This is a genomic window from Salinivibrio sp. VGrn1 (genome assembly GCF_009377995.1).
GTDB lineage: Bacteria > Pseudomonadota > Gammaproteobacteria > Enterobacterales > Vibrionaceae > Salinivibrio > Salinivibrio siamensis.
Genome location: NZ_SATA01000005.1, coordinates 189,217 through 213,928 on the forward strand (window position 1 = coordinate 189,217; position 24,712 = coordinate 213,928).

The window sequence follows — 24,712 nt, forward strand, 5'->3', positions numbered from 1 at the left end:
CGAAAAGGCTGTGCTGAGCACCTATCATTACAGAAAACCCGCCAATCGGCGGGTTTTTTTAGTATTCGCTATCGTCGAACTCGATACCAAGCTCTTCCATGATCCGACGTGCTTCAGCGGGAATGCTGTCGGGTTTATCCTTACGGATATCGTCATCGGTTGGTAGTGGTTGGCCGGTGTAGGCATGAAGAAATGCCTCACACAACAACTCACTGTTGGTCGCATGACGGAGGTTTTGCACCTGACGACGAGTACGCTCGTCGGTAAGAATTTTTAGTACTTTTAATGGGATAGAGACGGTGATCTTCTTTACCTGCTCTTTCTTTTTACCATGTTCGGCATACGGATTAATGTAGTCGCCGTTCCACTGCGCCATGTCTCACCTATCTTGATTATGGAATACCCAGAATGATGCTGCGGAGATTTTAGCTATATTAACCGCCACATGCAAAGGAGTATAGACGTCTAGAAGTGTTGACGTCCCAAAAAGCGCAGGGTAAGGTGGCAGTATGAAACCTGGATCACGCCCACGATGCGCAAACCAGACTAGCAAGGATAGATCATGACTGAGAAAAAAACCGACACTATCGCCGTTCGGACCGGGATTGGGACTGACACCCAGCACCATGCGGTGGTGCCTCCCCTGTACTTATCGACCAATTACCGTTTCCCGGCACTGGGTGATGTGCCTACTTACGACTACGCGCGAGGCGGCAACCCAACGCGTGCGCAGCTCGAACAAGCGCTGACTGACTTAGAAGGGGGCGCAGGTGCGGTGGTGACCAACTGCGGGATGTCGGCGATAAACTTGGTGCTATCTCTGTTGGAGGCTGGCGAGCATATTGTCGCCCCACATGATTGTTATGGCGGCACCTATCGCTTGCTCGAATCGCGTGCCAAACAAGGGATCTGGCAGGTAAGTTTTGTCGATCAATCGGACCATGATGCGTTGGACCAGGCATTGGCCAAACAGCCCAAGCTCGTGCTGGTGGAAACCCCATCCAATCCACTCTTACGCGTGGTCGATATCGCAGAAATATGCCAAAAAGCCCATCAAGTGGGGGCTTGGGTGGTGGTCGACAACACGTTTTTATCGCCAGCTTTGCAAACGCCTTTTGCGCTGGGCGCGGATATGGTGGTGCATTCGACCACCAAATTTATTAATGGCCATTCTGATATTGTCGGTGGCGCGGTGATCGCCGCGACCAGTGAACTTGCCGCGACATTGGCTTGGTGGGGAAATTGCTTAGGGGCGACGGGCAATGCATTTGACAGTTATATGACACTGCGAGGGTTGCGCACATTGGGTGCACGCGTTAAACAACACCAACACAACACTGAAGCGGTACTCAGTTACCTGCAAACGGTGTCGGCAGTGCGGAAAATCTACTACCCCGGGTTGGCCTCTCACCCTGGCCACCAAATTGCTGCGCGCCAGCAAGCGGGGTTTGGTAGCATGCTGAGCTTAGAATTGGATACAGACCAAGCCGGTGTGGCGCGATTTATTGATGGCCTCACGTTATTTGCCCTCGCCGAGTCTCTCGGGGGGGTAGAAAGCTTAGTGACGCATCCTGGTTCGATGACACACAGAGCCATGAGTGACGCCGCGCAAGCGGAGGCGGGCATCGCACCGACCTTGTTGCGTTTTTCCATTGGATTAGAAGATGCGCAAGATTTGGTTGCTGATTTGGCGAACGCCTTTGCCCGTTTAGAGGGTGACACCCCATAGAGGCTGCGCTTCAGTGCGCGCCGCTTTACCGAGATCGATAGACATTAAGAGAGACCTTGCCATGCATGCGCAACCGACGGAAACGTCCCCCGAGTCACCACGCCAATTGCACAAGTTTGGTGGCAGTAGCCTTGCGAGCCCTGATTGCTATCGTCGCGTGGTCGATGTATTGACCGCGCATGCGAGCCAGCAAGACTTAATCGTGGTGTCCGCGGCAGGAAAAACCACTAACCAGCTGATCATGTGGTTAGCACAGTTAGACAAGGATGGGCGAGTGGCGCATGAGACCTTGCAAGTGGTGCGCGCCTTTCAGCAAGACTTGATTGAGAACTTGATTGATGGTGAACCCAAGCAGCAGCTGGTGGATGCGCTTTATGCCGATATCGCAACCATTGCGTCGTTGGGCGATCAGGGCGTGAACGAGAGCGACAAAGCGTACGTGCAAGGTTTTGGAGAGGTCTGGTCGGCGCGTCTGTTGGCCCAGTTATTGAAGCAGCATCGACGTGCCGCGGTGATGTTAGACTCACGCCAATGTTTGCGCGCCGAGCGCGCCGCTCAGCCGGAAGTGGATCGCGGGGCGTCTTGGCCTTTATTGCAAAATCAGCTTTCACAGCATGGCGATACGCATGTGGTGATCACCGGCTTTATGGCACAAAATCAAGCGGGAGAAACGGTGCTGTTAGGGCGCAATGGCTCCGATTACTCGGCCACTGTCTTGGGTGCGCTTGCAGGCGTGAGCCGTGTGACCATTTGGAGTGATGTCGCCGGGGTCTATAGCGCGGACCCACGCCATGTTGATAATGCCTGTTTGCTGCCTTTAATTCGTCTTGACGAGGCGGGAGAACTGGCGCGACTCGCGGCTCCCGTGCTGCATAGCCGAACCTTACAGCCGGTGGCGCAAAGTGCGACCGACCTGACGTTGCGCTGCACCCAAGCGCCGGATAGCGGATCAACACGTATTGAACGCGTGTTAGCCACGGGGCGCGGGGCAAAAATCATTACGGCGTTGGATGAGGTGAGCTTGCTCCAGTTTGATGTCGCGCGAGGACAAGATTTTCAAGCGATAAAACAAGAGCTCAGCCGGATTTTGTCACAGCTAAAAGTACAGCCATTAGCAACGGATTACCAAGACGACCAGTACCGTATTTTGTTAGCGTTTACCACGGAAGTCGTGGCATTGGTAATGGCGCAAATTCAAGACGCCGGCCTCCCAGCTGAACTCAAACTGCGTGAAGGCTTTACCATGGTGGCGGCGGTTGGGGCAGGCGTGGTGAACAACCCCGTACACTGCCATGGCTTCTATCAGCAACTCAAATCACAGCCGGTGGAATTTATCAGTGAGTCGGCCTCTGGGCTGAGCCTGGTTGCTATCCTACGCCACGTCCACACTCAGGCACTGGTTGCCAGTTTGCATGATGCCTTGTTTCAAGCTCAGCGCCGTATCGGCTTGGTGTTGGTGGGCAAAGGCAATATTGGTACCCGTTGGCTAAGCCTTTTTGCCGAACAAAAAGCACACTTGGAAAAGCGTCATGGTAAGGAAGTCTCACTGATTTCAGTGGTGGACAGTCGCAACCAATGGCTTGATTTTGCCGGTATTGATGCCACGCGTGTGTTGGATGGGTTTGACGAGCGTTGCGAGCCTTATTTTGATGACGAGTGGCTCACCCGTCTACTGAATCACCCGTATGACGATGTGATTTTGTTGGATGTCACCGCCAGTGAGTCATTAGCGTACTTGTATCCGCGACTTGCCGAGCATGGCTTTCACTTAATCTCCGCCAACAAAGAGGCGGGCGCCGCACCCGCCGAGCAGTACCACGCGATTCAGCAGGCGTTTAGCAAAACCGGGCGCCATTGGCTCTACAATGCGACCGTGGGCGCCGGGTTACCGATTAACTACGCGGTGCAAGATCTGCGTGAAAGTGGTGACACGATTGTTGCACTGTCTGGGATCTTTTCTGGCACCTTGTCATGGCTGTTTTTGCAATTCAGTGGTGAGGTCCCCTTTAGCGTCCTGCTTGAGCAGGCTTGGCAGCAAGGCCTAACCGAGCCTGACCCACGGGATGATCTTTCTGGGGCTGACGTGGTGCGTAAATTGGTGATTTTGGCACGTGAAGCGGGCATGTCCCTCGAGCCTGAGCAGGTAAAGGTTGAGTCCTTGGTGCCTAAGTCACTGGCTGATCTGTCTTTGGATGCCTTTCTTGATAATGCACACCAAATGGATGAACCGCTACAAGAGCGATTAGACAAAGCGCATAAAAATCGGTCAGTGCTACGTTATGTGGCGCGCTTGGAAGTTAACGGTCACGCCCATGTGAGCCTAGAAACCCTACCCAGCGAGCATCCACTTGCGCATCTATTACCGTGTGACAATGTGTTTGCGATTGAAAGCCAATGGTATCGCGAGAATCCTTTGGTCATTCGTGGGCCAGGGGCGGGACGTGATGTCACCGCAGGCGCCATTCAATCCGATTTAAATCGCTTGATAAGTCGCCTTCACTAACCCGCTAATGGATAACCGTGATCAAGCTGTCTGCGCGCTGCGTAGGCAGCTTTTTTTGTGCCGTTACCCGCGTTGTGAGGTGTGCATTGATGGCTGTGTCGTCTATCTTCATAACACCATGAGTTTTTTTCATGGCTTGCATCGTTGACATTTTAGCCGAATCACGACAATCTTTAGACATATGGACGTCTAAACGTATAAATCAAAAGCAGAGCAGAAACAAGCAGACTGAACAGCGTCGTTCGGTGTCAGGGAGAGGATATGAGCTACACACACGCAGGCCACATTGATGCACTCAATCAGAACATTGCTGACTTAGATGGCGATATTAACGTCTCATTTGAGTTTTTTCCTCCCAGCACCCCAAGTATGGAAGAAACCCTCTGGAACTCAGTACATCGCTTAAAAGCACTCAAACCTAAATTTATGTCGGTGACCTATGGCGCCAACTCCGGGGAGCGTGATCGCACCCATGACATCGTGAAAAGCATTCATGACCAGACTGGTATCGCGGCGGCGCCCCATCTAACCTGCATTGATGCCACTGAAGATGAGCTCCGTCATATTGCCCGTGATTATTGGCAAAATGGCATTCGTGACATTGTGGCGTTGCGTGGCGACTTGCCATCGCCGGAGAAGAAGCCGGATATGTACGCGGTCGATTTAGTCCGTTTGCTCAAAGAAGAGCATGACTTTGATATCTCGGTTGCCGCTTACCCTGAGGTGCACCCAGAAGCGAAAAGCGCGCAGGCGGATTTGATTAACCTCAAGCGCAAAGTGGATGCTGGTGCTAGCCGGGCGATTACGCAGTTTTTCTTCGATGTCGAAAGTTATCTACGTTTTCGTGATCGCTGTGTTGCCGCCGGGATTGATGTGGAAATTGTCCCAGGGATTTTGCCCGTCTCTAACTTTAAGCAGGCGTCGCGCTTTGCCAAGATGACCAATGTGCGTGTGCCGCAGTGGATGCACAAACAGTATCAAGGGCTGGAGGATGATCCTGTCACGCGTCAGATGGTTGGCGCCTCTATTGCGCTTGATATGGTGCGAGTGCTAAGCCGTGAAGGCGTGAAAGATTTTCACTTTTATACCCTCAACCGTGCGGAATTGACGTATGCCCTGTGCCATACCTTAGGGGTTCGCCCGCTTACGGTCACGCCTTAAAAAAATACGCCCCGGTTATGTCGGGGCGTATTAGGTTGCGTGTTGTGTTTGTTGTAGTGATTAAGCACTGGCGGCGAGCATAGTGAGCTCGTCGCGCACTTCCTGCGCCCATGCCATCCATGCACGACGTTGATGGATGCTGCGTCGCAGTGCGAGGCGCATTAAACGTTGTTGTGACGTGAGCAGAGTGACTTGGCCATATTCACGCTGTTCCAGTAGCGTATAGTGATTAAGCAGCTGCTGAGACTCGGCAATCAAGTTATTCACATGATCCAGCATGGGAGCTGGGTCGAGTACATCACAACTGAGTAGTCTGGCGACATACTCGTCACGTGGTGGGGCTAACTTGGGTGTTTGAATAAACCACGCCTCAAGCATCTCAGTGCCGACAGGTGTGATGGCGTAGACCTTCCTATCGGGTTTACCGACTTGCGGCTCCAGGCGGTAGGTGACAGCACCTCGATCGGCGAGCTTATTGAGTTCACGATATACCTGTTGATGGCTGGCTTTCCACACATTGCTGATGGTGGTGGAAAACGCCTTGGTAATATCATAACCCGTGGCCTCGCAGTTGCTTAGCACTGTCAGTATTACATGGGGGAGTGACATCTCTTATATCCACAGTTTTGTTTGTACAACGATTGTTTCCTGGCGGCGGCTAGCCTTCTTTGGGCTATTTCACCGTCGCCAAGGCTTGTTCCAAGTCGGCAATGATGTCATCGATATGCTCAATGCCGACACAAAGACGGATCATCTCTGGCGTTACCCCGGCTTTGGCTTGTTCTTGCTCATTCAGTTGGCGGTGGGTCGTCGAGGCGGGGTGACAAGCCAGCGATTTAGCATCACCGATATTCACTAAACGTTTGAACAGATTAAGCGCATCATAAAATTTCACCCCTTCATCAAAGCCGCCCTTTAAGCCGAATGACAGCAATGACGCGGGCAGCCCGCCGCGTATCAGTGACTGGGCGCGGGTATAATGTGGGTGAGCGGATTGACCCGCATAGTTCACCCACGCGACGGCGGGATGATGGGCAAGGTAATCGGCCACGGCTTTGGCGTTTTCGCAGTGGCGCTCCATCCGCAGACTTAAGGTTTCTAAGCCTTGCATCAACATAAAAGCATTCATCGGCGAGAGGGCTGCGCCACTGTTACGCAGCGGTACCGTACGTGCGCGGGCAATAAACGCCGCAGGACCAAAGGTCTCACTGTAAACCACGCCATGATAGGCCGGTTCCGGTTGTGAGAATTGCGGGAAGCGGGCTTGATGGGCCACCCAGTCAAAGGTACCGCCATCGACAATCATGCCGCCAAGGGTGGTGCCATGGCCGCCAATGTATTTAGTCAGCGAGTGCACCACGATATCGGCGCCATGCTCAATGGGTTTACACAAAACGGGCGTAGCCACGGTATTGTCGACCACCAAAGGGACACCATGCGCGTGTGCGATTTTGGCAAAACCCGGTATATCCGCGATATTGCCAGCAGGGTTGCCAATCGACTCGCAATAGACCGCTTTGGTGTTGTCATCGATCAGCGCCTCAATCGCACTGGCGTCGTCACTCGCGGCAAAACGCACCTCGATGCCTTGCTCGGGAAGCATGTGGGCAAACAAGGTATAGGTGCCACCATAAAGCTGTGGCGTGGCGACGATGTTATCACCGGCCTTGGCAAGTGTTTGAATCGCATAGGTGATGGCGGCTGCACCGGCACTGACGCAAAGCCCTGCGATCCCCCCCTCTAATGCCGCCACCCGTTGTTCCAACACGTCGTTGGTCGGGTTCATGATCCGTGAGTAGATATTGCCTGGCACATCGAGGTTAAATAGATCAGCGCCGTGTTGGGCATTATCAAACTCGTAAGCGACGGTTTGATAGATAGGTGTCGCCACCGATTTGGTGGTGGGGTCGGTCTGGTAGCCGTGATGAATCGAGAGGGTTTCGTCTTTCATGGCAATTCCTTTGCGTTGTTGGGTCGCGTCAGTGCGATCTTCAATAGTAATAATATTATCAATGCAACAGCAAGCATTCGCTGACGCTTTAGCTAAAAAAAACGAGCAGCGGTTGCCGTGACACGACAAATCGATACGGAAACAAAAAAGCCGTACCCTGAGGTACGGCTTGGTGCTCGGTGATTTAACCGGTATTACGTAGGCCGGCGGCAATCCCCGCGATGGAAATCATCAAGGCATCGTCGAGTGATTGGTCCGGATCCTCTTGCTGACGCGTGCGGTATAACAGTTCGGCTTGCAGCATGTTGAGCGGCTCGACATAAATATTACGTAAGCGAATCGCTTCAGCCCCCCACGGGTTTTGCTCCATCAGGTTATCGCTGTTTTCCACCGCCAGCACCACCTGAATATCTTGGCGTAATTGCTCACGCAAGGATTCACCTAGCGGCCAGAGGCTTTCATCGACCAAGCGCTGATCATAGTACTTGGCAATGTCTAGGTTGGTTTTGGTAAACACCATTTCCAGCATCCCGAGACGGGTGGAGAAAAACGGCCATTCGCGGCACATTTCTTCTAGCTGGGCTTTATGGCCTTTTGCAATGGCGTGATCGATCGCTTGTCCAGCGCCTAGCCAAGCCGGCAGCAATAGACGATTTTGACTCCAGGCGAAAATCCAAGGAATCGCGCGCAAGCTCTCGACACCGCCATCGGGATTGCGTTTGGAAGGGCGCGATCCCAGTGGTAGTTTGCCTAATTCAAGCTCAGGGGTGGTGGAGCGGAAGTAAGGCACAAATTGCTCATGACCACGCACCACATCACGATAGGCTTGGCAGGAGATGTCACTCAAGGTGTCCATCAGCTGACGCCATTCCTGCTTAGGCTCCGGCGGTGGCAGCAAGTTCGCTTCCAAAATCGCGCTGGTATACAGGTTTAAGCTGTTAACGGCGACACCAGGCAGCCCCAATTTAAAGCGGATCATCTCGCCTTGTTCGGTCACGCGTAGGCCACCTTTTAGGCTGCGAGGTGGCTGTGAGAGCAAGGCGGCGTGGGCAGGGGCACCTCCCCGGCCAACCGTCCCGCCACGGCCATGGAAAAGGGTGAGATTAACCCCTTGTTCATCACACAAATTGACCAAGGCTTCCATGGCGCGATATTGCGCCCAACCCGCGGACATGACTCCAGCATCTTTGGCGGAGTCCGAGTAACCGATCATCACCATTTGAACGTTCTGGGTAAAGCCTCGGTACCAATCAATGGCCAGCAGCTCACCAATCACCGCCTCGGCATTGTTCAGATCGTCCAGGGTTTCGAATAATGGACACACATCCATGCGGAATGGACAGCCGGCTTCTTTTAGCAATAAATGCACGGCCAGCACGTCGGAAGCGGTGCGAGCCATCGAGATGACATAGGCGCCCAAGGCTTCACGCGGCTGTTCGGCGATCACTCGGCAAGTGTCGATCACCTCTTGGACGTCAGGCGAGGGTGACCAATCACGTGGCAACAACGGACGCTTAGACGCCAGCTCGCGAGTCAGGAAGGCTTGCTTGTCTTGCTCGCTCCATTGGGCGTAATCGCCCATCCCCAAATAACGGGTCACTTCTGAGACTACGTCGGCATGGCGGGTACTTTCTTGGCGAATATCGAGCTTGATCAGGTGCACGCCAAAGCATTGCACGCAGCGAAGTAGGTCAAGCAACTTGCCGTCGGCAATAATGCCCATGCCACATTGATGGAGAGACTGGTAACACGCCAGTAATGGTTGCCACAATTGCTGGGTGTCGGTCAGGATACCTTGTGATGAGGCGCGCTCGCCTTTCAGTTTGGCATCCAAGTAGTTCAAGGTATGAGTTAGCTGACTGCGCATGGTTTTGAGGATGGCGCGATACGGTTCGTGCGCCTCGCCGGCCATCTCACGCACAGTGTCATCACACTGTGTCATTGACAGTTCACTGATCAAATCCTGCACATCGCGCAAATACAAATCCGCTGCTTTCCAGCGTGATAACAGCATCACTTCACGGGTAACCTCGCTGGTGACATAGGGGTTACCGTCACGGTCGCCGCCCATCCAAGAGGAAATTTGTACCGGTTTGGCATCAATGGGTAAGTTGATGTCGAGATGGCTTTCAAGCTGCTGATCAAATTGGCGCAAAAACGCCGGTACTGCTTGCCACAGTGAATTTTCAATCACCGCAAAGCCCCATTTGGCTTCATCAAGTGGGGTAGGTCGCTCTTGGCGGATCACATCGGTGTGCCATGCTTGTGCAATCAACTGCTCAAGACGTTTCTCAGTTTTGGCACGCTCTGCCGCCCCCAAATGTTCACTGAGCTCTAATTTCGATAAACATTTATTAATCTGCACCAAGTTATGAATGGTGGTGCGGCGTGCGATTTCGGTCGGGTGAGCGGTCAGCACTAACTCAATTTTTAAATCGGCGATCGCTTGTTGCGCGTCATTGGCATCAATTTCACCTTGGCTGACACGGCGGAGTAAATCGTCGATAGCGTCCGGGCTGCACTCCAACGCGTCGCATTGACGCGAGACGGTGTGATATTGCTCGGCGATATTAGTCAGATTCAAAAATTGGCTAAAGGCGCGGGCGACCGGAAGCAGTTGGTCAGCCGGCAAGTTTTGCAGCACGGTTTTCAGCTTAGCATGATCGTCCTGATTGCCAGCGGCAGCCGATTTTGAGAGCTGACGAATTTCCTCAACTTTTTCTAAGAGTGCTGGACCATGGGCATCTTGGATGGTGTTACCCAGCAGACGGCCAAGCATACTGACATTGCTTTTTAAGGCAGAGTACTTTTCGTTCATAGCGTATCCATTCTGTAACAAAGTTACATCCTACTGTGACTGTAAAGAACCAATCTAGCGAATATTGCGCGATCGGGTCAACTTAACCGCAAATTAGCGCGAAAACTGGCCACCGGATTTGATGCTTATCATAGCACCACCCTAAAAGCTGAAAAAAAGTTTCAGCTTTTAGGGCTGCCAATCGCGAGAGGCACTCTCCATGCCTGCCATATCGCGATATTCTCGCGAATCGCGATAGGGTAACTTGCATGATTAGATAGAATTATTGCTCTATTATGAATGAATAGACATAAAAAGTGACTTTTTACGCTTTTAGGGCTTGACGGCTAAACGGGAATACGATAAAAAATAACCATTCACTATTTATGAATAAAAATATTTTTGAGAGTTGACCCATGATGCCACTCGCCACCAAATACAACGCCCTTTCTGCTCGACGACGCTAGCCTGCCTTGCGTGGCTATTGGCTACGCCCTCGATACTCTGCTGCCCCGCAGCACACCGTAAACACCCATAAAGAGAGACACCCATGACACGTAACACCATTATTGTCGGTGCCAGTGGCTACACAGGAGCCGAGCTTGTCGCCCTTGTCCATCGCCATCCGCAACTGCACTTGGCCGGTTTATATGTCTCGGCAGGCAGTGAAGACGCCAACCGCCCCGTGAGCGCGTTGCACGGCCAATTGCGTGGTGTAGTGGATATGCCACTGATGCCTTTGACCTCGCCACAGGATGTGGCCAAGCAAGCCGATGTGGTGTTTTTAGCCACTGCGCATGCGGTTAGTCATGAATTGGCGCCGATTTTTCTGGCTCAAGGTTGCGTGGTGTTTGATTTGTCGGGGGCGTATCGGGTCAATCAAGCGGATTTTTATCCTACCCATTACGGCTTTTCGCACCAGTCACCGGCATGGCTGGCGCAAGCCGTGTATGGCTTGGCGGAGTGGCAACAGGAAGCATTATCTGCAGCGCAGCTGGTCGCCGTGCCTGGATGTTACCCGACCGCCAGCCAATTAGCGCTCAAACCTGTGCTGGATGCAGGCTTGTTGGATAAACAAATGTGGCCGGTGATCAATGCCACCAGTGGCGTAACGGGCGCGGGGCGCAAAGCGAGCCTGACCAATAGTTTTTGTGAAGTGAGCCTGAATGCCTATGGGGTGTTTTCTCATCGTCATCAGCCAGAGATTGCCGCACACCTAGATACGCCGGTGATTTTCACCCCACACCTTGGCAGTTACAAACGCGGCATTCTTGCCACCATTACCGCCAAATTAGCGCCAGGTGCTAGTGAGGCCGAGGTGGGGCAGGTACTGAACCAGGCTTATCAGGATGCGCCGCTGGTACGGGTACTTCCTGCCGGTGAGGTGGCCAAGCTGCAAGCGGTGCAACATACCGGCTTTTGCGATATTGGCTATCAGGCCGCGCATGGGCATCTGATCCTTACCAGTGCGATCGATAACTTACTTAAAGGCGCGGCCAGCCAAGCCGTGCAGTGTTTAAACCTTAAGTTTGGCTTTGCCGAAACCACAGCGATTGTCTAGGAGAAACGGATGAAAACGCCATTAGTGATTAAATTAGGCGGCGCAGCACTGAGCTGCAGCGAGACCCTCGCCAAGGTTTTCGGCGCGATGAACACCTATCGCAGTGAGGCTGAGCGCCCGCTAGTGCTGGTGCACGGTGGCGGCTACTTGGTTGATGAACTGCTGAAAAAGCTCGCCCTCACCAGTGTGAAAAAACAAGGCTTACGGGTCACGCCAGTCGACCAGATTGATTATGTCACCGGTGCCTTAGCTGGCACGGCCAATAAGCTGCTGTTAGCTGAGGCGCGTAAGGCGAAGATTAAAAGCTGTGGCTTGAGCTTGGCCGATGGCGGCTTGTGTCAGGTCACCCAACTGGACCCCGAGCTAGGTGCAGTGGGGGAAGCCAGCGCCGGTGATCCGAGTCTGCTGCAAGCGGTACTGGCCGCGGATTGTGTTCCCATTATTAGCTCGATTGGCATCAGTGACCAAGGTGAGCTGATGAACGTCAATGCCGACCAAGCGGCGGTAGCGGTGGCAACCACTCTTGGCGCGGAGCTGGTGTTGCTGTCGGATGTTAGCGGCGTGTTAGACGGCAAAGGGCACTTGCTGCCTTGCCTCACCGAGTTAGATGCGCAGCACTTAATGGAAAAAGGGGTGATCACCGATGGCATGGTGGTCAAGGTCAACGCGGCGTTTGCCGCTGCCCGTGAACTGGGTAAACCAGTGGAGATTGCCACCTGGCGTTACCCAGAAAAACTCACGCAATTATTCGATGGCCAGCAAATCGGCACCCGGTTTAGCGCCAGTTAATTAGACGTATAACGACGCGACGACACCGTCGATTTAGGATTTAAGGAGAGCAAGATGAGCAAGGTAAATAAAGTCGTACTGGCCTATTCGGGTGGATTGGATACTTCGGCCATCATTCCATGGCTAAAAGAAAACTATGACTGTGAAGTGGTGGCCTTTGTCGCTGACGTGGGTCAAGGCGAACAAGAGCTCGAAGGCATTGAGCAAAAAGCACTTGCCTCGGGGGCATCACAGTGTTTTATCGCCGATCTGAAACACGAAATGGTGGCGGATTATATTTACCCCAGCCTGAAAACCGGGGCGGTGTATGAAGGCAAGTATCTACTGGGCACCTCGATGGCACGTCCTATCATTGCCAAAGCGCAGGTCGAATGTGCCCTTGAGGTCGGGGCGGATGCACTTTGCCACGGCTGTACCGGCAAGGGGAACGATCAAGTCCGTTTTGAGAGCACATTCTCCGCGCTGGCGCCGCAACTGAAAGTGATTGCGCCGTGGCGGGAGTGGGATCTTACCAGTCGTGAAGCCTTGCTCGATTACTTGGCCGCCCGTGACATTCCTTGTACGGCGAGCCTTGAGAAAATTTATTCACGTGATGCCAATGCTTGGCACGTTTCCACCGAAGGTGGTGTCCTGGAAGATACTTGGACCGCGGCCAATCAAGATTGCTGGGTATGGACAGTGGCACCGGAAGAGGCGCCCAATACGCCCGAGTTTGTCACCTTGGGAGTACAAAGCGGGGAAGTGGTCTCGGTCGATGGTGAGTCCATGTCGCCTTATGACGTGCTGACGCTGCTGAACGACAAAGGCGCCCAGCATGGCGTGGGACGGATTGATATTGTTGAGAACCGTTTGGTGGGGATGAAATCCCGCGGCTGTTATGAAACCCCGGGTGGTACCATCATCATGGAAGCGCTGCGTGGTGTTGAGCAATTGGTGCTGGATAAAGAGAGTTATCAGTTCCGTGAGGAGCTCGGTTTAAAAGCGTCTCACCTGATTTATGATGGGCGTTGGTTTACCCCGCTTTGCCAGTCGATTGTTGCCGCGGCCAATTCTCTTGCCGCACCGGTAACGGGCGAGGTGGTGATCAAACTCTATAAAGGGCAAGCGACTGTGGTACAAAAGCGCTCGACCAACAGCCTGTACTCGGAAGACTTCGCCACCTTTGGTGATGATGATGTCTACGATCACAGCCATGCCGAAGGCTTTATCCGTTTGTATTCGCTGTCGAGCCGGATTCGGACGCTGAACAAACAAAAACAATCCTAATTAAAAAAGCATCGTGAGCAGTAAGGAGAGACAGCATGGCATTATGGGGCGGACGCTTTAGTCAGGCAGCAGACAAACGGTTTCAAGCGTTTAATGATTCACTGCGCTTTGACTATCGCTTAGCAGAGCAAGACATTGTGGGCTCCATTGCTTGGTCCAAAGCCTTGCGTTCGGTGGGCGTGCTGAGTGATGACGAGCAACAGCAATTAGAGCTCGCGCTCAATGAGCTCAAGCTGTCGGTGATGGAAAACCCGAAGCAAATCTTACGCTCAGAGGCCGAAGACATTCACAGCTGGGTCGAGCAGCAACTGATCGACAAAGTCGGGGATTTGGGCAAAAAGCTGCACACCGGACGCTCGCGTAACGATCAGGTCGCTACGGATCTCAAGCTCTGGTGTCGCCAACAAGGCCAGCAAATCTTGCTGTCTCTCGACAAGCTTCAGCAGCAGCTGGTGGATGTGGCCAGCCAACACCATGATACCGTGCTGCCCGGCTACACCCACTTGCAGCGTGCGCAGCCAGTGACCTTTGCCCATTGGTGTTTGGCCTATCTGGAGATGTTTGAGCGCGACACCACCCGCTTACAAGATGCGCTTAATCGTCTTGATACCTGTCCGTTAGGATCTGGGGCGCTGGCAGGCACGGCGTATCCGATTGATCGCGATGCCTTGGCACAAAATCTGGGATTTAAACGCGCCACCCGTAATAGTTTGGATTCGGTCTCAGACCGAGACCATGTGATGGAGATGATGTCCGCCGCATCCATGTCGATGCTGCATTTATCACGGATGGCCGAAGATATGATCTTCTATAACTCGGGCGAGTCCGGGTTTATCGAGCTGGCGGATACGGTGACGTCAGGCTCATCGTTGATGCCACAAAAGAAAAACCCTGATGCGCTAGAGTTAATACGTGGCCGAACGGGGCGGGTGTACGGTGCTTTGTCGGCGATGATGATGACGGTCAAAGCCTTGCCGCTTGCTTACAACAAGGACATGCAAGAAGACAAGGAAGGACTCTTTGATGCCATGGACACGTGGCATGATTGTTTGGATATGGCCGCCTTGTGTTTTGAAGGTATTACCATTCACAAAGACAAAACCTTGCAAGCGGCGCAGCAAGGTCATGCCAATGCGACCGAGCTCGCGGATTATTTGGTGAGCAAAGGGATCCCGTTCCGTGAAGCGCACCATATTGTGGGTGTGGCGGTGGTGTCCGCTATTGAGCAAGGCTGTGGACTGGAAGATCTACCGCTCGCCACCTTGCAGCAATTCTCGCCGGTGATTGAAGACGATGTGTATGCCATGCTCACGATTGAATCCTGCTTGGCCCAACGTCGTGCACTCGGTGGGGTCGCGCCCGAGCAGGTTAGCTTTGCCATTCAAGAGGCGCAAAAGCGTTTAGATAAGCGCTTTACCCCTAAAGTCACGGTGCGCTCGGCAAGGCTCACCGACCTCGATACCATCGAAGGCATGGTGGTGTATTGGGCGAAGTTGGGGGAGAACTTACCTCGTGATCGCCATGAATTGTTGCGTAATATCGGCCTGTTTGCAGTATCCGAGCACCAAGGGGATCTCACCGGCTGCGGCTCGCTCTATATTTACGACTCAGGGCTGGCAGAAATTCGCTCTTTGGGGATCGAAGCAGGCTGGCAGCGCCAAGGTCACGGTACGGCGCTGATGGTGCACTTGATTAAAAAAGCCAAGCAAATGGCGATTGAGCAAGTCTTTGTCCTCACCCGGGTGCCCGAGTTTTTCACTCAATTGGGTTTTACCCCGGTGTCGAAATCGCAACTGCCTGAGAAAGTGATGAAAGATTGTGAAATCTGTCCGCGCTTTCACGCCTGTGATGAAGTGGCGCTAACTTATAACATTGCTGGGCCAGCCACGATCTCGACCTTCTCGCAGCTCGAGTGAGAGTGAAAGCGGCATTAGTGTCGCTTTTTATCTCGCCGAAATGGATAAATTAATAAATGAAGCGTGAGCAAGGCGCTGGCACTGCCGGCGGCGAACAACAAGGCAATCGACGCCACTTGTCGTGGCGTGTCGGCATAGGCCCACCACCAGAGTGTCCAAAGTAGCGCGCACATGGCGGCCAGTTGTTTCATACAACGGGTACAGCGTCCCAGTTTTTGTTGCCAAATCGCGGACTGACAGTATTTGCAAGCCATGCGGTGTCTCTTGGTCGGTAGTAGCGATAGCTTATTGTGGCGCAGTGGGCCGCCGGATACAAAAAAGCCCTCCAACGAGGAGGGCAAAAGGTAAGCAAGTGCTTGGGGAAGCAACAGGCAGCGCCTGTAAAGCGCCGAACGTCGGCGAAAAGGGCAGTGGATTAGCAGCCTGGGCCGCAGTCCATGCAGTGTTTGATCATTTCAGGGCCGAGTTTGAGCTTGGCATTCACATCTCGCAGCGCGGTGCGCACGCCTTCTTCAATCACTGGGTGATAGAAGGGCATATCTAACATTTGCGAAATGGTCATTTGATTTTGATGTGCCCATGCCAACAAGTGGGCCAAGTGCTCAGCGTTCGGTCCTATCATTTCGGCGCCAAGGAAACGGCCAGTGCCTTGTTCGGCATAAACGTGTAACAAGCCTTTGTTGCGCAGCATTACTCGTGAGCGGCCTTGCCCTTCAAAAGAGACCACGCCGGTTTCAAAGCAGCCGCAGGGGCCGAGACGGTCGGTAATTGCTTTGTAGCTTTCGCCCACCATCGCAATTTGCGGGTCAGAGAAGACCGCAGAGAGCTTGCTGCGGCGCAATCCAGCACGAATATCTTTACCGCGTCCGGCGTTGTCACCGGCGATACGCGCTTGGTCAGCCGCTTCGTGCAGCAACGGAATTTGATTACTGGCGTCACCGGCAATAAAAATGTGCGATGCCGTGGTTTGCAGGGTGTAACTATCGGCAACCGGCACGCCGCGGGCATCTACTTTGATGCTGGTCGCATCGAGGTTTAGCTTGTCGACATTGGGGCGACGACCGGTGGCGGCAACCACATAGTCGACCCAGCGCAGTTGGCTTTCGCCCTCTTTATCACGATAACGGATTTGTACCTTATCGCCTTCACGCACCATCTCTTCCACCTTGGCATCGGCGTCGAGATAAAACTCCTCACTAAAGGTTTTATCCGCATAGGCCATGATGTCCGGATCGGTCAGCGGGCCTACTTGGCCGCCGACGCCAAACATGGTCATCTCGACCCCGAGGCGATGTAGCGCTTGTCCGAGCTCAAGGCCAATCACACCTGGGCCAAATACCGCAACCGAGTTAGGCAGATCGTCCCATTCGAAAATATCATCATTGACCACTAAACGATCGCCAAGGTGATCCCAAGCAGACGGCCAGCTTGGACGAGAGCCTGTGGCGATTACGATGCGATCAGCGTGGATGGTGGTGTGATCGTCGACCATTAAGGTGTGATCATCTACAAAGCGCGCATAGCCGTCGATTTTGTCTTGGGCGGGAATGTCATCGACACTTTCCAGTACAAAGCCGACAAAGCGGTCACGCTCGCGTTTCACCCTATCCATCACCTCACGGCCATTAATTTCCGTGGTGCCGCCGGGGTACACACCGAAGCCGGGCGCTTTGTCGATATGATGCGCCGCTTCAGCCGCCGCAATTAACAGTTTGGAAGGCATGCAGCCAACTCGCGCACACGTGGTGCCATAGGGACCGCCTTCAATCATCACCACGTTATCCGTATGTGCTTTGGCTGCGCGATAAGCACCGAGTCCGGCAGTTCCGCCACCAATCACAGCCACATCAACCGTTAATGTTTTCATTGCTTTCTCCTGGGAAAATAACGGGCGGCAAAGAGGCCGCCCAAACAGCGGATTACTGATTTAGATAGGTGTCGAGCTCTTCACTGCCACCGATATGACGGCCACCGATAAATACTTGTGGCACGGTGGCGCGACCGCTCACCGCACGCAAAGAAACCGTGGTGGCGTCTTTACCGAGGATGATTTCTTCAAACTGAAGGCCTGCGTCGATCAGTGCTTGTTTGGCCTTGGCACAGAATGGGCAGCCTGGCTTACTAAACACAGTGATCGAGTCTTGTAGTTTGTGCTCAGGGGCGATGTAGCCCAGCATGGTGTCGGCATCAGAGACCTTGAACGGGTCGCCTGGTTCGTTAGGTTCGATAAACATTTTCTCGACCACGCCGTTTTTCACCAGCATGCTGTAGCGCCATGAGCGTTTGCCAAAGCCAAGATCGTTTTTATCGACCAGCATCCCCATGCCATCAGTGAACTCGCCGTTGCCGTCAGGCAGGACATGAATGTTGTCAGCGTCTTGGTCAGCTTTCCACGCGTTCATCACAAAGGTGTCGTTGACGGACACACAGACAATGTCATCGACGCCGTACTGTTGAAAAACAGGGTACAGCTCGTTATAGCGTGGCAGGTGTGAAGATGAACACGTTGGGGTAAACGCACCTGGCAAGCTGAATACAATCACGGTTTTGTTGGCAAAAATGTCACCGGTCGTGACGTCTTTCCATTGATCGCCTTCGCGAGTACGGAAAGTAACTTGTGGTACAGGCTGACCTTCTTTTGTTGCTGTCATGAATCGTTCCTTTTGTTTTCAATCTAAGTGGTTAAGCGAGAAGTGACTCGCTGTGTTTTGATGGGTCTAGTATTGCTAAATAAGATTGATAGCTCTAATCGCTTGATGCTATGGTTTTGATAGTTACCCTCTATAGAAGAGACAACGATGAACATTCGTGACTTGGAGTACTTGGTCGCCTTGGCCGAACATCGACATTTTCGTAAAGCGGCCGAAGCCTGCTTTGTTAGCCAACCCACCTTAAGCGGGCAAATTCGCAAGTTGGAAGATGAGCTGGGTGTGAGTTTGTTAGAGCGAACCAGCCGTCGTGTGTTGTTCACCGATGCCGGTATGAGGTTAGTACAACAGGCACGTAACGTCTTGCGGGAGGTCACAATTTTGAACGAATTGGCCAGTGAGCAAGGGGAAAGTATGACCGGCCCTTTGCATATCGGTCTGATCCCTACGGTCGGGCCTTACCTGCTGCCTAAAATCATCCCGCTACTGCGTGATCGTTTCCCTGAGCTGGAGCTGTTTATTCACGAAGGACAGACGCAGCAGTTAGTGCAGCAACTGGAAGAGGGCAAACTCGATTGCATCATTTTGGCCTCTGTAGAAGAAACCCAGCATTTAAAAGAGCTCCCACTTTACAGTGAGCCGATGTTGCTCGCGGTTAATGAAAAGCATCGCCTCGCCGATTGTGCCGAGGTGGCGTTAGATGTATTGCAAGGCGAAACCTTGTTAATGCTCGGCGATGGCCATTGCTTACGTGACCAAGCGATGGGTTTTTGCTTTAAAGTGGGCGCGCGCGAAGATCAGCGCTTTCGTGCCACTAGCTTAGAGACCTTGCGCAACATGGTTGCGGCGGGGAGTGGGATCACCTTGTTGCCTCAATTGTCTGTGCCTGCTGATAAGCGAGATGGTGTGGTGTATATTCCGACGACCTCGCCGACGCCTTCGCGACAAATCACCCTCGACTACCGTCCTGGCTCGCCATTACGTGGCCGTTATGAGCAGTTGGCTGACGCCATCCATGAACAAATGACGGCCGTGATGAATGATCGAACTCGTCACTAGAGCGGCGCGTGACGCGTAGATAAAAAGACGCCCGCATCGTGAATGCGGGCGTCTTGATTTTATGCGGCTATTGACGATGTAACAGAGTTAAAACAGCGACTCTGTGCCTGACTCATAAATGTTGCCATCTGATTGCGACGACACATACTCGGTGGGTTCGGTGCCTTTTATAAAGTACTCGAACATCGAAGTATGATCGGTTTTTCTGGTTAACAGCCCTGTTTCGCGGTCAATGCGCACTTTGACGATCCCCGGTGGCACGGTTTTATTCTGCTCAGGTACGTCCGCGAGTGCATGCTGCATAAAATCAATCCATGCTGGCTCCGCCGTTTTGGCCCCCGACTCCGCGCCGCGAATAGGCTGACGCTCGTCGCCTAAGTTTGTATTACGGGTCGTGCGACCCAGTTTACGGGAGTGATCATCAAAGCCCACCCACACAGTGGTCACAATCCCTGGGCCATAGCCGGTGTACCAGGTATCTTTGGAGTCATTGGTGGTCCCCGTTTTTCCGCCGATATCGCGTCGCTTGAGCGCTTGTGCGCGCCAGCCCGTGCCATTCCAGCCTGTCCCGTAGCGCCAATCACCGCCACCCCAGATATTGCTTTGCATCATTTCGCGTACCAAAAATGCATTTTGCTCATCAATGACTTGTTTGGCATGACGCTGTGTGGTGGTGTCGTTGTTCTCTAGCAAATTCTGCTCATTAAACGGATCGGCCTGTTCTGCTTTTTGTTCGCAGTTATCACAAATGATGGGTGGATTGGCGCGATATATTTCCTCGCCAAAGGGGGTCTCGACCCGATCAATGATAAAGGGCTCCATAAAATAGCCGCCATTGGCAAACACGCTAAAGCCCTGTGCCATTTCAACCGGCGTCAAGCTTCCCGCACCAAGCGCAATGGCTTCTGCACGCGGTAAATCATCTCGTTTAAAGCCAAAGCGGGTGAGATAATCGAGAGCGTCATCCAATCCCACCCGACGTAGGACACGTACGGCCATGACGTTTTTCGACTGTGCCAGACCAAGTCTCGCCCGCAGTGGCCCTTCATAACGTGGTGGCGAGTTTTTCGGCCGCCATGCCACGCCTTGACTGCGATCCCAGCGATTAATGGGGGCGTCGTTAATCAGGGTGGCGAGTGTCATGCCCTCATTCACTGCCGCGGAATAAATAAACGGCTTGATGCTCGAGCCCACCTGACGTACTGACTGTGTGGCACGGTTAAATTTGCTATGGACAAAATTAAATCCGCCCACCAGTGCTTTGATTGCTCCGGTTGCGGGGGACATGGAAACCAGTGCGGTATTGGTCGTCGGGACTTGGGCTAAATGCCAGCTGTTATCCACTTGGCGAATAAACACTTGTTGGCCACTGGCAAGGAATTCATCAGCGCGTTGAGGGGCCGGACCTTGACGGCTATCGGTGATATAAGGGCGCGCCCAGTCAAGTCCCTCCCAAGGCAGTTCGATTTCACGGCCATTGGGGCCGACAACCTGCGCCGATTTAGCTTGGACATCAATCACGACGGCGGGCTCTAGCGGGCCGTAGCTGGGTTGCTTGGCCAAGTGATCAACGATGCGCTGGTGTTGCCAACGTTGGCTAGGGGCTTGCCATAGCGTGGCAACTGGCCCACGGAACCCATGGCGACGGTCGTAGGCGAGAACGTTTTCTACTGCCGCCTCATTTGCGGCGCGTTGCATATCGGCATCGACGCTGGTGAAAATACGCACACCCGAGGTATAAGCGTCTTCGCCAAACTGCTCAACGGCCCATGCGCGTGCCATTTCTGCTACATAAGGTGCGGACAGTTCAATTTCAGCCCCATGATAGCGGGCTACGATCGGCTCGTTCTTCGCTTGTTGATACTCGGCGTTGGAAATGTATCCCTCTTTAAGCATGCGCCCCAGCACCACATTCCGGCGATCGGTGGCGCGCGAAAGCGAATACAAAGGATTCATGGTGGAGGGCGCTTTGGGTAATCCGACAATCACCGCCATCTCACTCAAGGTCAGTTGATCGAGGGTTTTGCCAAAGTACACCTGGGCAGCAGCGCCAACCCCGTAAGCACGATAGCCTAAGAATACTTTGTTGAAATAGAGTTCAAGGATCTCTTCTTTGTTCAACAGCTGTTCGATATGCACGGCGATAAAAATTTCTTTTATCTTGCGCATAATGCGTTTTTCGTTGGAAAGGAAGAAGTTACGCGCCAGCTGCTGGGTGATGGTACTGGCCCCTTGCTTGGCCGTACCTGACATTGCCACCACCACCGCGGCGCGGACAATGCCGATAGGATCAATCCCTGGGTGTTGGTAAAAGCGACTGTCTTCTGTGGCAATCAATGCATCAATCATAGGCTGAGGGATGTCCTCGAGCATGACTGGGATACGACGCTTTTCACCGAACTGGGAGATCAACTCACCATCGGCGCTATAGACCTGCATCGGAGTCTGCAGTTCGACACTTTTTAGTGTCGCTACATCGGGGAGGTCAGGTTTTACATACAGGTAAAACCCAAAGATTGTAGTGACTCCAAGCACTGTGCAAACCAGTGCAAAGATAAGCAAACGCTTTATGAACTTCACCTGAGATTTCCCGTTCTGTTGCCGTTGAGCCGTTCAATAATCATACGTGAGTAGTATAAAGGCACCAGCATTAAAAATAACCCGTGATGAGGCCAGTTTTGTAAATACTGACTTCACGCTGACGTTGGGAGCCTAACACGAAATGATGCGAAGTTCGGCAGTTTTAGGTATCGATATCGGCCGAGATATCATTCACGCCATTGTGGTTCGTGCACATCGACAAGGTATTCAGGTGGCAGGCCATCATCGGGTACCGTATCGTGCGACTGACGATCTCTGTGTCCCGCTTACCGAGATAAAAAAACGATTACTCGCGTGTTTACCTTGGTATCAGCGCCTACACATCTCTGTGGTGGTGGGGGTCGATGAAGAGGCTGTGATCACCAAGCAAATGACGGCGCCACTGATTGACGACGAGATTGAGCAAGAAGCTTTGATCGGCCAAAAGCTGAGTGCCGCCCTCAATATGGACATGGATACATTATATTACGACTTTGCGGTTATGAGCGGCGTGACTGTTCAGCCGGGACAAGTCTGTTATCAAGTGGTGGCATGCCGGCGTCATGCGCTCACTCCGGCCCTAGACGCGCTCAAGCGGGTCGGGTTATCGCCTACGGTGGCAGACATCAACAGCCAAGCCTTAGTCGGCGTTTATCAAGCACTCCGCCCTGTTGCGCAGGCGAACCACTGGCCACTGTGGCTGCACTATCACAGCGGCTTGTTGACTGCGATTCGTCTTTATCCTGATGGGCAAGTTTATCAGCATCGCTGCCGTTTGGGGGAGGGAGAGCGTTATGAACACCGCGAGTCAGTGGCCAACACCTTGGTGCAGCAGCACTTTGATCAGGCTTGTCATCGAGCGCGTGAGCATAATCGACTCTTACCCCTGAGCACGGTTTGGATCAGCGGCGCTTGGCCGGCCACGCTAGCGTCTGAACACCTTACCATCACGCGATTCAATCCAGTGGCGATGTTGGATCAAACGGCGCCGAACATCAGCGATGATGCGTCTATTGCCTTGGGGTTAGCGCTGCGGGGAGAATATTCATGCGTATAAATCTACTCCCTTGGCGAGAAAAAGCGCGCCGCGCGCAGCGTCAAACGTTTATGGTCCATAGTGGTTTGGTACTGCTGGGTGTGGTGCTGATGGTCAGTGCCGTGAACGCGGTCCAGCAGCACTGGCTGACTGAGCAACAGGCACGCAATCAACGCTTAACCGCAGGGGTGAACGATTTTCGTGCCACCTTACAAACCTTTAAGCGCGAAGATAAAAAGCGTGAAGCGCTACAATCGCGCTTACAACTGGTCAACGCCTTACAGCAACAGCGCAATAATGTCACCGCATTGCTGAATTTCATTCCAACCGTGATGCCTGAAGGGGCGTATTTAAGTCGCTTGGCGCAGCAACAGGGGCGTGTCACGGTCGAAGGCTGGGTCACATCCAATGCGGAGATGGCAAGTTTATTGGCAGTGTTAGAGCAAAGTGCGTTGGCCACCGACGTTGATATTGACACTGTGATCACCGAATCAGGATCGCAACGCGCCAACAAACGCTTCACGTTAAGCTTTCGTTTGACCGACTACGTCACACCGCAGTTACCCAAGCCCCAAGGAGTGCAGTCATGATTAGCGCCTTTGCATGGGATTGGCAAAAACTCCCCAGTGCGCCACTCGCCACCCGCGCCATTGTTTGGGCGGTGGGCGCGATCGCGCTATCGATGCTCGCAGCTTTGCTGATTTTGCAGCCCAACCAAGAGGCGCTGGAGGCAGCGACTCAGCGCGAAGCACAACTCAAAGCCGAGTATCGGTTGTTGGCCAATCGCGTCGCCGCTCTGCCCGATGTGGAGGCACAAATGCGCGCGTTAAATCAGCAATATGCCACCTTGATTGCCCAACTGCCGGAAGAAGACGAGCTTTCGGGATTACTCGCCGGGGTTAATGAAGTTGGGATCCGTCATCAGTTAGGTTTCAACACACTGAAGTGGCAGCCAAGAAAGCATGGTAGTTGGCTTGATGCGATCCCGATGACGGTTGTCTTGACCGGGGATTATGCCTCTATTGGTGCATTTAGCGCGGATATTGCCGCCATGACTCGCTTGGTGTCGCTGCAAGATTTTGTCTTAACCCGTACTGAGGACGATGACATTCATGCGCCCCTGCAGCTGTCTGTGTCCGCGACCACATATCGCTATACCGGTGAAGGTATTGCCACTGATAAGGAGTTCGTACAGTGAAGCGTCTTTTGGTGTTGTTATTTGGGTTGAGCTTGGTGGGCTGTGATAGATACCACAGTGATATCGAACAGTTTATGCAACAAACTCAAGCCAGTGCGCAAGTCAATGCGACCCGCATCCCCCCTTCGCCGAATTACCAATCGATAGCCTTTGTCACCGATCAGCGGGATCCCTTTGTGCTACCCGCAATCAATGTTGGTGGACAGGCTTCAACGGGCGACTGTTGGCAGCCCAATTTACAACGGCCTTTAGAGCCGCTTGAGCAATTTCCACTGGCAAGCCTTGCCATGAAAGGCAGCTTAACCAAAGGCGCACAGCAACAAGCCTTAATTGCCCGTCCTGATGGCACCATCACTCAAGTCAGTGAAGGTGCGCATTTAGGCGAAAACCGTGGCCGTGTGGTGGCCGTGAATGCAAATCAGATCGCGATTGAAGAAGCCCTGCCGGATGGGTTGGGGTGTTGGCAGCTTCGCACTGTCACCTTGTCGATGGAAGCAACTTTGCCGTAGTTAGGATAC

At 53.1% G+C, this 24,712-nt stretch carries 20 protein-coding genes; 12 read left to right on the plus strand and 8 right to left on the minus strand.

Annotated features, from left to right (window positions below):
* Positions 1 to 58 precede the first annotated feature (58 nt).
* The gene (gene metJ, locus EHW56_RS09835; RefSeq protein WP_046074738.1) at positions 59 to 376 is read right to left on the minus strand and encodes a met regulon transcriptional regulator MetJ; all 318 of its coding nucleotides are present in this window, start codon (positions 374 to 376) and stop codon (positions 59 to 61) included.
* 186 nt (positions 377 to 562) lie between these two features.
* Between metJ and metB the strand changes: the two genes are divergently transcribed.
* The 3 genes from metB (at position 563) to metF (ending at position 5,393) form a co-directional block, all read left to right on the plus strand.
* On the plus strand, positions 563 to 1,729 hold the full coding sequence (gene metB / locus EHW56_RS09840; RefSeq protein WP_152799576.1) for a cystathionine gamma-synthase: 1,167 nt from the start codon (positions 563 to 565) through the stop codon (positions 1,727 to 1,729).
* 61 nt (positions 1,730 to 1,790) lie between these two features.
* Positions 1,791 to 4,232, plus strand: coding sequence for a bifunctional aspartate kinase/homoserine dehydrogenase II (locus EHW56_RS09845; protein WP_152799574.1), 2,442 nt, complete (start codon positions 1,791 to 1,793; stop codon positions 4,230 to 4,232).
* Positions 4,233 to 4,493: 261 nt separating this feature from the next.
* The gene (gene metF / locus EHW56_RS09850; protein ID WP_077638702.1) at positions 4,494 to 5,393 is read left to right on the plus strand and encodes a methylenetetrahydrofolate reductase; all 900 of its coding nucleotides are present in this window, start codon (positions 4,494 to 4,496) and stop codon (positions 5,391 to 5,393) included.
* Between the two features lie 60 nt (positions 5,394 to 5,453).
* Here the strand turns inward: metF and EHW56_RS09855 are convergent, their stop codons facing one another.
* From EHW56_RS09855 to ppc, 3 genes are all read right to left on the minus strand, one after another.
* A complete protein-coding gene (locus tag EHW56_RS09855) occupies positions 5,454 to 6,002 on the minus strand; it encodes a PadR family transcriptional regulator (protein WP_046074742.1) in 549 nt (182 codons plus the stop codon).
* Between the two features lie 64 nt (positions 6,003 to 6,066).
* Positions 6,067 to 7,344 (minus strand): O-acetylhomoserine aminocarboxypropyltransferase/cysteine synthase family protein, encoded by a 1,278-nt coding sequence (locus tag EHW56_RS09860; RefSeq protein WP_077638701.1) that lies wholly within the window; start codon positions 7,342 to 7,344, stop codon positions 6,067 to 6,069.
* Positions 7,345 to 7,528: 184 nt separating this feature from the next.
* Entirely contained in the window at positions 7,529 to 10,162 is a 2,634-nt protein-coding gene (gene ppc / locus EHW56_RS09865) for a phosphoenolpyruvate carboxylase (protein ID WP_152799572.1), read from the minus strand.
* Positions 10,163 to 10,691: 529 nt separating this feature from the next.
* Between ppc and argC the strand changes: the two genes are divergently transcribed.
* The 4 genes from argC to argH are packed head-to-tail and all read left to right on the plus strand — an operon-like array spanning position 10,692 to position 15,673.
* Positions 10,692 to 11,702, plus strand: coding sequence for an N-acetyl-gamma-glutamyl-phosphate reductase (gene argC / locus EHW56_RS09870; RefSeq protein ID WP_077638699.1), 1,011 nt, complete (start codon positions 10,692 to 10,694; stop codon positions 11,700 to 11,702).
* A gap of 9 nt (positions 11,703 to 11,711) precedes the next feature.
* The gene (gene argB / locus EHW56_RS09875) at positions 11,712 to 12,491 is read left to right on the plus strand and encodes an acetylglutamate kinase (protein WP_152799570.1); all 780 of its coding nucleotides are present in this window, start codon (positions 11,712 to 11,714) and stop codon (positions 12,489 to 12,491) included.
* A 54-nt stretch (positions 12,492 to 12,545) separates the two neighbouring features.
* Positions 12,546 to 13,757 carry an argininosuccinate synthase gene (locus EHW56_RS09880; RefSeq protein WP_046074747.1) on the plus strand — a complete coding sequence of 404 codons (1,212 nt, stop codon included), beginning with the start codon at positions 12,546 to 12,548 and terminating at the stop codon, positions 13,755 to 13,757.
* 35 nt (positions 13,758 to 13,792) lie between these two features.
* Positions 13,793 to 15,673, plus strand: coding sequence for an argininosuccinate lyase (gene argH / locus EHW56_RS09885; protein ID WP_152799567.1), 1,881 nt, complete (start codon positions 13,793 to 13,795; stop codon positions 15,671 to 15,673).
* Between the two features lie 14 nt (positions 15,674 to 15,687).
* Here argH and EHW56_RS09890 read toward each other — a convergent pair whose 3' ends face one another.
* The 3 genes from EHW56_RS09890 to EHW56_RS09900 form a co-directional block, all read right to left on the minus strand.
* The gene (locus tag EHW56_RS09890; RefSeq protein ID WP_152799565.1) at positions 15,688 to 15,927 is read right to left on the minus strand and encodes a DUF3624 domain-containing protein; all 240 of its coding nucleotides are present in this window, start codon (positions 15,925 to 15,927) and stop codon (positions 15,688 to 15,690) included.
* A gap of 161 nt (positions 15,928 to 16,088) precedes the next feature.
* Complete coding sequence (locus EHW56_RS09895; protein ID WP_152799563.1) at positions 16,089 to 17,540, minus strand: dihydrolipoyl dehydrogenase; 1,452 nt, start codon at positions 17,538 to 17,540, stop codon at positions 16,089 to 16,091.
* Positions 17,541 to 17,592: 52 nt separating this feature from the next.
* Positions 17,593 to 18,324: a glutathione peroxidase gene (locus tag EHW56_RS09900; protein WP_152799561.1), complete on the minus strand. Its 732-nt coding sequence runs from the start codon at positions 18,322 to 18,324 to the stop codon at positions 17,593 to 17,595.
* 147 nt (positions 18,325 to 18,471) lie between these two features.
* On the opposite strand from EHW56_RS09900, the gene oxyR reads away from it, so the two are divergent.
* Complete coding sequence (gene oxyR, locus EHW56_RS09905; RefSeq protein WP_152799559.1) at positions 18,472 to 19,380, plus strand: DNA-binding transcriptional regulator OxyR; 909 nt, start codon at positions 18,472 to 18,474, stop codon at positions 19,378 to 19,380.
* 87 nt (positions 19,381 to 19,467) lie between these two features.
* Here the strand turns inward: oxyR and EHW56_RS09910 are convergent, their stop codons facing one another.
* Positions 19,468 to 21,960, minus strand: coding sequence for a PBP1A family penicillin-binding protein (locus EHW56_RS09910; protein WP_172970011.1), 2,493 nt, complete (start codon positions 21,958 to 21,960; stop codon positions 19,468 to 19,470).
* Between the two features lie 142 nt (positions 21,961 to 22,102).
* Here EHW56_RS09910 and pilM point away from each other — a divergent pair, with 142 nt between their 5' ends.
* The 4 genes from pilM to EHW56_RS09930 are packed head-to-tail and all read left to right on the plus strand — an operon-like array spanning position 22,103 to position 24,703.
* Entirely contained in the window at positions 22,103 to 23,017 is a 915-nt protein-coding gene (gene pilM / locus EHW56_RS09915) for a pilus assembly protein PilM (RefSeq protein ID WP_152799557.1), read from the plus strand.
* Positions 23,008 to 23,586 carry a PilN domain-containing protein gene (locus EHW56_RS09920; RefSeq protein WP_152799555.1) on the plus strand — a complete coding sequence of 193 codons (579 nt, stop codon included), beginning with the start codon at positions 23,008 to 23,010 and terminating at the stop codon, positions 23,584 to 23,586. Before pilM ends, EHW56_RS09920 begins: the two co-directional genes overlap by 10 nt.
* Entirely contained in the window at positions 23,583 to 24,194 is a 612-nt protein-coding gene (locus tag EHW56_RS09925; RefSeq protein WP_152799553.1) for a type 4a pilus biogenesis protein PilO, read from the plus strand. Before EHW56_RS09920 ends, EHW56_RS09925 begins: the two co-directional genes overlap by 4 nt.
* A complete protein-coding gene (locus EHW56_RS09930; RefSeq protein ID WP_046074758.1) occupies positions 24,191 to 24,703 on the plus strand; it encodes a pilus assembly protein PilP in 513 nt (170 codons plus the stop codon). The genes EHW56_RS09925 and EHW56_RS09930 overlap by 4 nt, the downstream gene beginning before the upstream one ends.
* Positions 24,704 to 24,712: the final 9 nt, after the last annotated feature.

Coding starts and splice junctions, on each gene's coding strand:
- EHW56_RS09855 (WP_046074742.1), bottom strand. CDS start 6,002: ATGTCACTCCCCCATGTAATACTGACAGTGCTAAGCAACTGCGAGGCC.
- metF (WP_077638702.1), top strand. CDS start 4,494: ATGAGCTACACACACGCAGGCCACATTGATGCACTCAATCAGAACATT.
- EHW56_RS09880 (WP_046074747.1), top strand. CDS start 12,546: ATGAGCAAGGTAAATAAAGTCGTACTGGCCTATTCGGGTGGATTGGAT.
- EHW56_RS09920 (WP_152799555.1), top strand. CDS start 23,008: ATGCGTATAAATCTACTCCCTTGGCGAGAAAAAGCGCGCCGCGCGCAG.
- EHW56_RS09845 (WP_152799574.1), top strand. CDS start 1,791: ATGCATGCGCAACCGACGGAAACGTCCCCCGAGTCACCACGCCAATTG.
- oxyR (WP_152799559.1), top strand. CDS start 18,472: ATGAACATTCGTGACTTGGAGTACTTGGTCGCCTTGGCCGAACATCGA.
- ppc (WP_152799572.1), bottom strand. CDS start 10,162: ATGAACGAAAAGTACTCTGCCTTAAAAAGCAATGTCAGTATGCTTGGC.
- EHW56_RS09900 (WP_152799561.1), bottom strand. CDS start 18,324: ATGACAGCAACAAAAGAAGGTCAGCCTGTACCACAAGTTACTTTCCGT.
- argB (WP_152799570.1), top strand. CDS start 11,712: ATGAAAACGCCATTAGTGATTAAATTAGGCGGCGCAGCACTGAGCTGC.
- pilM (WP_152799557.1), top strand. CDS start 22,103: ATGATGCGAAGTTCGGCAGTTTTAGGTATCGATATCGGCCGAGATATC.
- EHW56_RS09890 (WP_152799565.1), bottom strand. CDS start 15,927: ATGGCTTGCAAATACTGTCAGTCCGCGATTTGGCAACAAAAACTGGGA.
- metJ (WP_046074738.1), bottom strand. CDS start 376: ATGGCGCAGTGGAACGGCGACTACATTAATCCGTATGCCGAACATGGT.
- EHW56_RS09895 (WP_152799563.1), bottom strand. CDS start 17,540: ATGAAAACATTAACGGTTGATGTGGCTGTGATTGGTGGCGGAACTGCC.
- argC (WP_077638699.1), top strand. CDS start 10,692: ATGACACGTAACACCATTATTGTCGGTGCCAGTGGCTACACAGGAGCC.
- EHW56_RS09860 (WP_077638701.1), bottom strand. CDS start 7,344: ATGAAAGACGAAACCCTCTCGATTCATCACGGCTACCAGACCGACCCC.
- metB (WP_152799576.1), top strand. CDS start 563: ATGACTGAGAAAAAAACCGACACTATCGCCGTTCGGACCGGGATTGGG.
- EHW56_RS09925 (WP_152799553.1), top strand. CDS start 23,583: ATGATTAGCGCCTTTGCATGGGATTGGCAAAAACTCCCCAGTGCGCCA.
- argH (WP_152799567.1), top strand. CDS start 13,793: ATGGCATTATGGGGCGGACGCTTTAGTCAGGCAGCAGACAAACGGTTT.